This is a genomic window from Ralstonia sp. RL, assembly GCF_001683835.1.
Classification (GTDB): domain Bacteria; phylum Pseudomonadota; class Gammaproteobacteria; order Burkholderiales; family Burkholderiaceae; genus Ralstonia; species Ralstonia mannitolilytica.
Map to the genome: position 1 here is coordinate 1 of NZ_LWRX01000075.1, position 9,379 is coordinate 9,379.

The following is a 9,379-nucleotide window of genomic DNA, read 5'->3' on the forward strand; positions in this document are numbered from 1 at the left end:
GATGCCGCCCACGCCCCAGCCGACCACGCCGATGCCGTTGATCATGGTGGTGTGGCTGTCGGTGCCGACCAGCGTATCCGGGTAGTACACGCCGTCCTTTTTATGGACGCCGCGCGCCAGGTATTCCAGGTTGACCTGGTGGACGATGCCGAAGCCCGGCTGCACCACGCCGAACGTATCAAACGCCTGCATGCCCCACTTCATGAACTGGTAGCGCTCGTTGTTGCGCTGGAATTCCAGCTGCATGTTCAGGTCGAGCGCCTTCTTCTCGCGGAAGTGGTCGATCTGCACCGAGTGGTCGACCACCAGGTCGACCGGCACGAGCGGCTCGATCTTCTTGGGGTCCTTGCCCATGCGCGAGGCCACGTTGCGCATGGCGGCGAGGTCCGCCAGCAGCGGCACGCCGGTAAAGTCCTGCAGCACCACGCGGGCGACCACGAACGGGATTTCGTCGACGCGCTCGGCGTTCGGCTTCCAGTTCGCCAGTTGTTCGACGTGCTCCTCGGTCACCTTCTTGCCGTCGCAGTTGCGCAGCACGGATTCCAGCACGATCCGGATCGACACCGGCAGGCGCTCGATCGCCACGCCCAGTTCCTTGCCCAGTTGCGGCAGGGAATGGAACTTGCCGGTCTGGCCGCCGTTGATCTTGAATTCCTTGAGTGTTTTATTCAGGTTGTGGGGCATGGCATGACTCCAAGGCTTAGGGATGCGCGGGGCGCTTGAGGGCGTCCGTTGCAGAGACGTCAAATCAACCAGTCAAATCACGTACAAACCAACTCCAGCACGACTGCCGCGAGCGCCTTGCCGTCGTCGGTCGGACGGTGATCGCGCTGGCGATCGGCGCGTGCGGGCGGTCGTGATGTTCGTTGCACTGCATGTCCTCCACGCATGGTCCTCGGCGACACCTCCATGCGTGGGTGACGGCATCTTTGTCATCTCCGGCCGGCTGGCAGCCGAAGATGGGCCGCGGCGGGATTCCGGCCGCGATGTTCCATGCGTCAGAGCCTGGGCGGCCGGTGCGGGACCGACACGGTCGCGCACTGGCCCGTCGCCCATGGCCACTGGCGCAATCCTGCGCTTACTGCTTGGCCGGCTGGGCGCCTTCCGGAGCGGGCGCCGGGGCGGGTGCCGGAGCAGCGCTGTCCTGCATCATCAGCGGCAGGCCCGCCGGAGCGCGCAGGGCGCCGGCTTGCGTCGGTGCCGGAGCACCGGCCGCCATTTCGGCGGTCTGGCACTCGTCCGCCAGGCGGTGGCCTTCATTGCGGTCGAACAGCATCGCCTTGGACGGAATGACCACCAAGTCCATCCCCGTCTTCTGGTCGAAGTAGCGGTCGGCGCCGGTGCGGGTCATCTGGCGCGGCAACTGGTAGTTCTTGCCCTTCCAGTGCAACGTGATGATCTGGTCGCGGGCCATGTCGCCCTTGATGTACAGGTCATTGCCGAGCTCGCACTTCCACTGCACGCCTTCGGGCTGCTCTGCAGCGGCGACCGGAGCCGCTTTCTTGGCAGCCTTCTTCTTGGTCGGAGCCTTCTTCTTGGCGGCCGGCTTGGCGGTGGTCGAAGTCTGGGCGGTTGCATACTGCGATGCGGCCAGCGACAGGACGCCGGCGCAAGCGCCCACGATGAATTTGTTCATAGGGTTTCCTTCGGTAAGACTGGATCAGGGAGGCGGCTGTCCTGGCCGGGATGGCCCAGGCGTGGCGCGCACCGGCCGGTATTTTGACCGATTTGGACGCCGCGCCCAACGTTCTGTTGCATGCGCGTGCCACGCACCGTTTCCGTCCAGCCTGCCTCGCTGTTTCGTCTTCCGTTCTCCTTGTCTGAGGGGTGGATGGGCTGCCCGGCTCAACCGCGGTTCTGTGCGAACAGCGCGTCGAGCCTGGCCTCGTAATCGTGGTAACCGATGCTTTCGTACAGTTCCATGCGCGTCTGCATGGTGTCGACGACGTTCTTCTGCGTGCCGTCGCGCCGGATGGCGGCGTAGACGTTCTCCGCCGCCTTGTTCATCGCGCGGAAGGCGGACAGCGGGTACAGGATCATCGACACGCCCGCCGAGGCCAGTTCCTCGCGCGTAAACAGCGGCGTCTGGCCAAACTCGGTGATGTTGGCCAGCACCGGCACCTTTACCGCATCGACGAACTTGCGATACATCGACAGTTCCGTCATCGCTTCGGGAAAGATGGCGTCCGCGCCGGCCTCGACGCAAGCCACGGCGCGCTCCAGGGCGCGGTCCAGGCCTTCGACGGCCAGCGCATCGGTGCGGGCCATGACGACGAAGCTGGCGTCCGTGCGCGCGTCGACGGCGGCCTTGATGCGGTCCACCATCTCGTCTTTCGAGACAATCTCTTTGTTCGGGCGATGGCCGCAGCGCTTCGCGCCGACCTGGTCTTCGATATGCATGGCCGCCGCACCGAACTTGATGAGCGACTTGGTCGTGCGGGCGACGTTGAATGCGGAAGCGCCAAAGCCGGTATCGACATCCACGAGCAGCGGCACATCGCACACGTCCGTGATGCGGCGCACGTCGGTCAGCACGTCGTCCAGGCCCGAGATGCCCAGGTCGGGCAAGCCCAGCGAGCCGGCCGCCACGCCGCCGCCCGACAGGTAGATCGCGCGGTAGCCGGCGCGCTTGGCGAGCAGGGCGTGGTTGGCATTGATCGCGCCGACGATCTGCAACGGCGATTCTTCCGCCAGGGCCTGGCGGAAACGCGCGCCTGCGCTGGTTTGCGGGGTGGCAGTCATGTCGGGTCTCCTTTTTCTATCCGAAGAAACGCGCGGCAGCTTCGGCCGGCATGTCGACGCCCGTCGCGTGAGCGCGTTGCAGCACGGCCCACCAGTACCGATAGCTTGCGCGGTCGTGGAGGCGGCCGTCATGCTGGATCGGGCCCCACGACGCGTCCTGCGCTGCGGCAAGAATGGCGGCCGCGTGTGTCACTTCTTCGTGCGACGGGCGGAATGCGGACACGATCGGCGCAATCTGGTCCGGATGGATACTCCATTTGCGCAGGTAGCCGAATTCGCTGCGGGCGCGCGCAGCGTCGCTGCCGGCGCGTTCCGGATGCTTGATGTCGGTGCTGACGTTGTGCGACGGCACCTTGCCATGTGCGTGGCACGCGGCGGAAATCTCGGCCAGCGCGCGGCGGATCAGCGGATGCTCGAATTGTTCCGGCGAGCCCATCGCGGCGCCCGGGATCGCACCGTTGTGCGCCGAGACGAAATCCATCAGCCCGAAGCTCAGGCATTCCACCTGCACCAGCGACGCAATGTCGAACACCTGCGCGAGCGCGCCATGCGTTTCGATCAGCACGTGGATGGGCAGGTGCCGCGCAATGCCGGCTGCCCTGGCGGCCTGGTTCACGCGATCGGTCACGCGCGCGACTTCCACCACGTCGCGCACCTTCGGCACGGTCACGTAAGCAAGACGGCTGCCTGCCTGGCCCACGAGGATGTCGACGTCCTGCGTCCACGCGTCGTGGTTCGGGTCGTGAATGCGGACGCCGACGCGGTTGAAGTGGTTGTCGTCGCTGTTGATGAGCGCGGCGGCGAGTTCGGCATGCGCGCGCTCCTGGCCGACGGCGGCGCCGTCCTCGCAATCGAACGTGATGTCGAACACCGGGCCAAGGGCTTGTTGCAGGGCGAGCGACTTGCGCATCAGCCTTTCCGCGCCCGCGTAGTGGTCGCAGACAGGCAGTTGCGCCGGCATGGCATCGTCCTGGAACAAAACCTCGGTGGGATGCACTGCGTTGTAAGGGTTGGGTGGCATGTCCTGCGTGGCGCCAGGGTTCGGATGTGAAAAAACCGGAGGGTTCGCTGGCGACCGCCTCCGGTTTCTTCGTCAGATCATGCGATCAGCCCAGCAGGTGCTTCACGCCATCCTGCTCTTCCTGCAGTTCCTTGAGCGTGATGTTGATCTTGCCTTGGCTGTACTCGTCGATCTCCAGGCCTTCGACGATCTTGTATTTGCCGTTCTCGGTCGTGACCGGGAAGCCGAACATCACGTCCTTCGGAATGCCGTATTCGCCGTTGGACGGCACGCCCATCGTCACGATCTTGCCGTTGGAGCCGAGCACCCAGTCGCGCACGTGGTCGATGGCGGCGTTGGCAGCCGATGCAGCCGAGGACAGGCCGCGCGCCTCGATGATGGCGGCGCCGCGCTTGCCCACGGTCGGCAGGAACACGTCGTTGTTCCATACCGGGTCGTTGATCATGTCCTTGACGCTCTTGCCCTCGATGGTGGCGTAGCGGTAGTCGGCGTACATGGTCGGGCTGTGGTTGCCCCACACGAACAGCTTTTCGATCGAGGACACCGGCTTGCCGGTCTTGGCGGCGATCTGCGACAGGGCGCGGTTGTGGTCCAGGCGCAGCATGGCGGTGAAGTTCTCGCGCGGCAGGTCCGGCGCCGACTTCATGGCGATGTAGGCGTTCGTGTTGGCCGGGTTGCCGACCACCAGCACCTTGACGTCGCGCTTGGCAACGGCGTTCAGGGCCTTGCCCTGTGCCGTGAAGATCTGCGCGTTGGCGGAGAGCAGGTCCTTGCGCTCCATGCCCGGGCCGCGGGGGCGGGCGCCCACCAGCAGGGCCACGTCGACGTCCTTGAACGCGGTCATCGGGTCGGAGTGGGCTTCCATGCCGGCCAGCAGCGGGAAGGCGCAGTCTTCGATCTCCATCATCACGCCCTTGAGTGCCTTCTGGGCCTTCTCATCGGGGATTTCCAGCAGTTGCAGGATGACGGGCTGATCCTTGCCCAGCATTTCGCCGGCGGCGATGCGGAACAGCAGGGCGTAACCGATCTGTCCAGCAGCGCCGGTCACTGCGACGCGCATGGGTGCTTTTGCCATGAGAACTCTCCAAACGGTAGTGAAAGCGGATCGCACTGCGCGCGGCGGGCATCCTGGCGGGATGCGAGTGCAGCCTCGCAGGCATTGCCGGCAACGGTCGGCGCCTCATGGGCGGACGGCTCGGAATCGGCAAGAGCCTCGCAGTTTACTGCGTCCGCATGGCGATGTGGAAACACACTTGCGATTGACCTTGGGGCCGTCGTGGCATGGGTGCGCCTCGTCGCCCGGAACAGGCGCGAGTGTAGGCCCAGCCTCAATTCAAAGTCAATCAATCTTCTGTCTTATATAAGACATAAGACATTCTATAAACGGGCTGGACGCCTTTGTCGCTTTTGTGGTGAAATCGGCGGTTATGTCGAGCACATCAAGCCCTCAATCCGCTGCCATGCCGCCGTCTTCGGGCGGTGAGGCGGGCGCGTCGCCTGCACCTGCGGGCACAGGGGGCGGCTCACCCACGTTCAGTCCGCTGTACCAGCAGATCAAGACGCTGATCCTGCAAAGCCTGCAAGCCGGCGAGTGGAAGCCCGGCGAGATGATCCCCAGCGAAATGGAATTGGCGGCCCGCTACAAGGTCAGCCAGGGGACGGTGCGCAAGGCGATCGACGAGTTGGCAGCCGAAAACCTGGTGGCACGGCGGCAGGGCAAGGGCACGTTCGTCACCACGCATTACGAAGAGGGCGTCCAGTTCCGATTCTTGCGCCTGATGCCGGAGCAGGGCGAGCAGCACTATCCGAGCAGTCGTGTGCTCGAGTGCAAGCGCCTGCGCGCACCGGCCGAGATCGCGCGCCTGCTCGAGCTCAAGGCCGGCGACAGCGTCGTGCAGATCCGTCGCGTGCTGTTCTTTTCCGGCGAGCCCACCGTGTTTGAAGAGATCTGGCTGCCCGGCGCGAGCTTCAAGGGGCTGACGGCCGAGAAGCTGACCGAGTGGAAGGGCCCGATGTACGCGTTCTTCGAGGCGGAATTCGGCGTGCGCATGCTGCGTGCCACGGAGCGGATCCGCGCGGTCGCGGCCGATGCGGCCACCGCCGAGCTGCTGTCGGTGACAGCCGGCTCGCCGTTGCTGTCGGTGGAGCGCGTCTCGCACACGTTCGGCGACAAACCGGTGGAATTGCGCCGTGGTCTCTACGTCACGACGCGGCATTACTACCAGAACGAATTGAATTGACGACGCGGTGGAGTCGGGGCCGGCTTCCGCGGCCCCGACAGCGTCGTGATTTGTGTGGCGCGCAACAGCGCATTGCGCGTCGTGAAGGCGGTGTAGAGAGGACAATCGCCCCCGTGTCACGCCACTGGCAGGCGAGGGCAGGAAGCACAAATGTGGAGCGCGGCGGATGGAATTATTGGTGCGCTGCGCAACAAAAGCGCGCTAGAATCTCGCGGATTTGTGCAAAGCAGTTTTGTTTGTTGATTAGCCAATTGGGGTCTGACCATGGCAGAAGCCATCAAGAAAGCCAGGCCGGAATTCAGGAACATCGGTTTGGGCGACATCGCCCGCTACCGCTTGCCCTGGGCCGGTAAGGTGTCCATCCTGCATCGTGCCAGCGGTGCGCTGATGTTCCTTCTTCTTCCGTTCGTGCTGTATCTGTTCGAGCAGAGCATCACCTCGGAAATCAGTTTCGCCAAGTTCTCGGCGCTTCTGTCCAACGGCTTCGCCAAGGTCGTCGTCCTCGCACTCATCTGGGCGTATCTGCACCATTTCTGCGCCGGCATCCGCTACCTGATCCTTGATCTGCATATCGGCATCGACAAGACGTCGGCTTCCAAGTCGGCTGTCAGCGTGCTCATCGTGAGCCTGCTGCTGACCGTCGTGTTCGGCGCCAAGCTGTTCGGCCTGTTCTGAGGAGCGTCTGATGGCAAATAACAATATCGGTCCCAAGCGCCTCGTCGTCGGCGCGCACTACGGCCTGAAGGATTTCCTCGCGCAGCGTGTCACCGCCGTGATCATGGCGGTCTACACCATCGTGCTGCTGGCCGCCTTCCTGCTCTCGAAAGACACGTCCTATCAAAGCTGGGCTGGGCTCTTCGCCAACCAGTGGATGAAGCTGCTGACGTTCCTGGCGCTCCTGTCGCTTGCGTATCACGCCTGGATCGGTGTGCGCGATATCTGGATGGACTACGTGAAGCCCGTGGCAGTGCGTTTGACGCTGCAAGTGTTGACGATTCTGTGGCTCGTCGGTTGTGCGGGCTACGCAGCTCAGATTCTCTGGAGGGTTTAAGACATGGTCGCAGTCAAGACTGGGCTGCCGCGCCGCAAATTCGACGTCGTGATCGTCGGTGCGGGCGGTTCGGGCATGCGTGCATCGCTGCAGCTGGCAGAAGCCGGCCTTTCCGTGGCCGTGCTGTCCAAGGTGTTCCCCACCCGCTCGCACACCGTGGCGGCGCAGGGTGGCATCGGGGCGTCGCTCGGCAACATGAGCGAAGACAACTGGCACTATCACTTCTACGACACCGTCAAAGGTTCCGACTGGCTCGGCGACCAGGACGCGATCGAATTCATGTGCCGCCAGGCACCGAACGTGGTCTATGAGCTGGAACACTTCGGCATGCCGTTCGACCGCAACGCCGACGGCACCATCTACCAGCGTCCGTTCGGCGGCCACACGTCGAACTACGGCGAGAAGCCCGTGCAGCGTGCCTGCGCTGCGGCTGACCGCACCGGCCACGCGCTGCTGCACACGCTGTATCAGCGCAACGTGCGCGCCAAGACCCACTTCTTCGTCGAATGGATGGCGCTGGATCTGATCCGCGACCAGGAAGGCGATGTGCTGGGCGTGACCGCGCTCGAAATGGAAACCGGCGAGGTCTACATCCTCGAAGCCAAGGCGACGCTGTTCGCCACGGGCGGTGCCGGCCGTATCTACGCGGCCTCCACCAACGCCTTCATCAACACGGGCGATGGCCTGGGCATGGCCGCGCGCGCCGGCATCCCGCTGGAAGACATGGAGTTCTGGCAGTTCCACCCGACCGGCGTGGCCGGCGCGGGTGTGCTGATCACGGAAGGCGTGCGCGGGGAAGGCGGCATCCTGCGCAACAAGGACGGCGAGCGCTTCATGGAGCGCTATGCCCCGACGCTGAAGGATCTGGCGCCGCGTGACTTCGTGTCGCGCTCGATGGACCAGGAAATCAAGGAAGGCCGCGGCTGCGGCCCGAACGGCGACTACGTGCTGCTCGACCTGACCCACGTCGGCGCCGAGACCATCATGAAGCGTCTGCCGTCCATCCGGGAGATCGGCCTCAAGTTCGCCAACGTGGACGCGATCAAGGAGCCGATTCCGGTGGTGCCGACCATCCACTACCAGATGGGCGGTATTCCGACGAACTATCACGGCCAGGTCGTGGTGCCGAAGAACGGCAACCCGAACGAAGTCGTCAACGGTTTCTACGCCATCGGCGAATGCTCGTGCGTGTCGGTGCACGGCGCCAACCGCCTGGGCACGAACTCGCTGCTGGACCTTGTGGTCTTCGGCCGTTCGGCGGGCAACCACATCATTGCGCAGAACCTGAAGAACCGCGAGCACAAGCCGCTGCCGGCCGACGCTGCCGACCGTGCGCTGGAGCGTCTGGCGAAGCTGGATTCGTCCACGTCGGGCGAGTACGCGCAGGACGTGGCCAACGATATCCGCCGCAACATGCAGTCGCACGCGGGCGTGTTCCGCACGCAGGCGCTCATGGACGAAGGCGTGCAGCGCATCATGGAAGTGGCCGAGCGCGGCGCCAACATCCACCTGAAGGACAAGTCCAAGGTGTTCAACACCGCGCGCGTCGAAGCGCTGGAAGTCGCCAACCTCGTGGAAGTGGCCAAGGCGACGATGGTGTCGGCGGCTGCCCGCAAGGAATCGCGCGGTGCGCACGCCCACAGCGACTTCCCGAACCGCGACGATGACAACTGGCTCAAGCACACGCTGTGGTACAGCGAAGGCAATCGTCTCGATTACAAGCCCGTGCAGATGAAGCCGCTGACGGTGGAAACCGTGCCGCCGAAGGCGCGTACGTTCTAACCGGCCGGCTCAGATAAGGGACCCGCAAAAATGAAGCGAATTTTTGAAGTCTATCGCTACGATCCGGACAAGGACGCAGCCCCCCGCATGCAGACCTACGAGGTCGAACTCGACGGCCACGAGCGCATGCTGCTCGACGCGCTGGTCAAGCTGAAGAAGCTGGACGAGTCGATCGCGTTCCGTCGCTCGTGCCGCGAAGGCGTGTGCGGCTCCGACGCCATGAACATCAACGGCAAGAATGGTCTCGCCTGCCTCACCAACATGCGGGAGCTGCCGGAGAAGATCGTGCTGCGTCCGCTGCCGGGCCTGCCCGTGGTGCGCGACCTGATCGTGGACATGACGCAGTTCTTCAACCAGTACCACTCGATCAAGCCGTACCTGATCAACGACGAGCCGCCGCCCGAGAAAGAGCGTCTGCAGTCGCCGGAGGAGCGTGAAGAACTGGACGGCCTGTACGAGTGCATTCTGTGCGCGAGCTGCTCGACGTCATGCCCGTCGTTCTGGTGGAACCCGGACAAGTTCGTCGGCCCGGCCGGTCTGCTG

General features: G+C 64.2%; 10 protein-coding genes. 5 read left to right on the plus strand and 5 right to left on the minus strand.

Going from position 1 to position 9,379, the window contains the following annotated elements; genetic code table 11:
- From A6M56_RS07655 to A6M56_RS07675, 5 genes are all read right to left on the minus strand, one after another.
- On the minus strand, window positions 1-684 hold a 684-nt coding region (locus A6M56_RS07655; protein WP_286757997.1), incomplete at its 3' end, for an aconitase family protein.
- A gap of 394 nt (window positions 685-1,078) precedes the next feature.
- Complete coding sequence (locus tag A6M56_RS07660; protein ID WP_062738397.1) at window positions 1,079-1,636, minus strand: hypothetical protein; 558 nt, start codon at window positions 1,634-1,636, stop codon at window positions 1,079-1,081.
- Between the two features lie 209 nt (window positions 1,637-1,845).
- A complete protein-coding gene (gene prpB / locus A6M56_RS07665; protein ID WP_062738398.1) occupies window positions 1,846-2,742 on the minus strand; it encodes a methylisocitrate lyase in 897 nt (298 codons plus the stop codon).
- A gap of 16 nt (window positions 2,743-2,758) precedes the next feature.
- Complete coding sequence (locus A6M56_RS07670) at window positions 2,759-3,739, minus strand: HpcH/HpaI aldolase/citrate lyase family protein (protein WP_045787894.1); 981 nt, start codon at window positions 3,737-3,739, stop codon at window positions 2,759-2,761.
- Window positions 3,740-3,848: 109 nt separating this feature from the next.
- A complete protein-coding gene (locus A6M56_RS07675) occupies window positions 3,849-4,838 on the minus strand; it encodes a malate dehydrogenase (protein ID WP_045787182.1) in 990 nt (329 codons plus the stop codon).
- Window positions 4,839-5,190: 352 nt separating this feature from the next.
- Here A6M56_RS07675 and A6M56_RS07680 point away from each other — a divergent pair, with 352 nt between their 5' ends.
- From A6M56_RS07680 to A6M56_RS07700, 5 genes are all read left to right on the plus strand, one after another.
- The gene (locus A6M56_RS07680) at window positions 5,191-6,003 is read left to right on the plus strand and encodes a GntR family transcriptional regulator (protein ID WP_045787181.1); all 813 of its coding nucleotides are present in this window, start codon (window positions 5,191-5,193) and stop codon (window positions 6,001-6,003) included.
- 264 nt (window positions 6,004-6,267) lie between these two features.
- Window positions 6,268-6,678, plus strand: coding sequence for a succinate dehydrogenase, cytochrome b556 subunit (gene sdhC / locus A6M56_RS07685; RefSeq protein ID WP_045787180.1), 411 nt, complete (start codon window positions 6,268-6,270; stop codon window positions 6,676-6,678).
- Between the two features lie 10 nt (window positions 6,679-6,688).
- Window positions 6,689-7,054 (plus strand): succinate dehydrogenase, hydrophobic membrane anchor protein, encoded by a 366-nt coding sequence (gene sdhD, locus A6M56_RS07690; RefSeq protein WP_045787179.1) that lies wholly within the window; start codon window positions 6,689-6,691, stop codon window positions 7,052-7,054.
- 3 nt (window positions 7,055-7,057) lie between these two features.
- A complete protein-coding gene (gene sdhA, locus A6M56_RS07695) occupies window positions 7,058-8,836 on the plus strand; it encodes a succinate dehydrogenase flavoprotein subunit (RefSeq protein ID WP_045787178.1) in 1,779 nt (592 codons plus the stop codon).
- A gap of 30 nt (window positions 8,837-8,866) precedes the next feature.
- The coding region (locus A6M56_RS07700) for a succinate dehydrogenase iron-sulfur subunit (RefSeq protein WP_286758000.1) at window positions 8,867-9,379 on the plus strand (513 nt) is incomplete at its 3' end.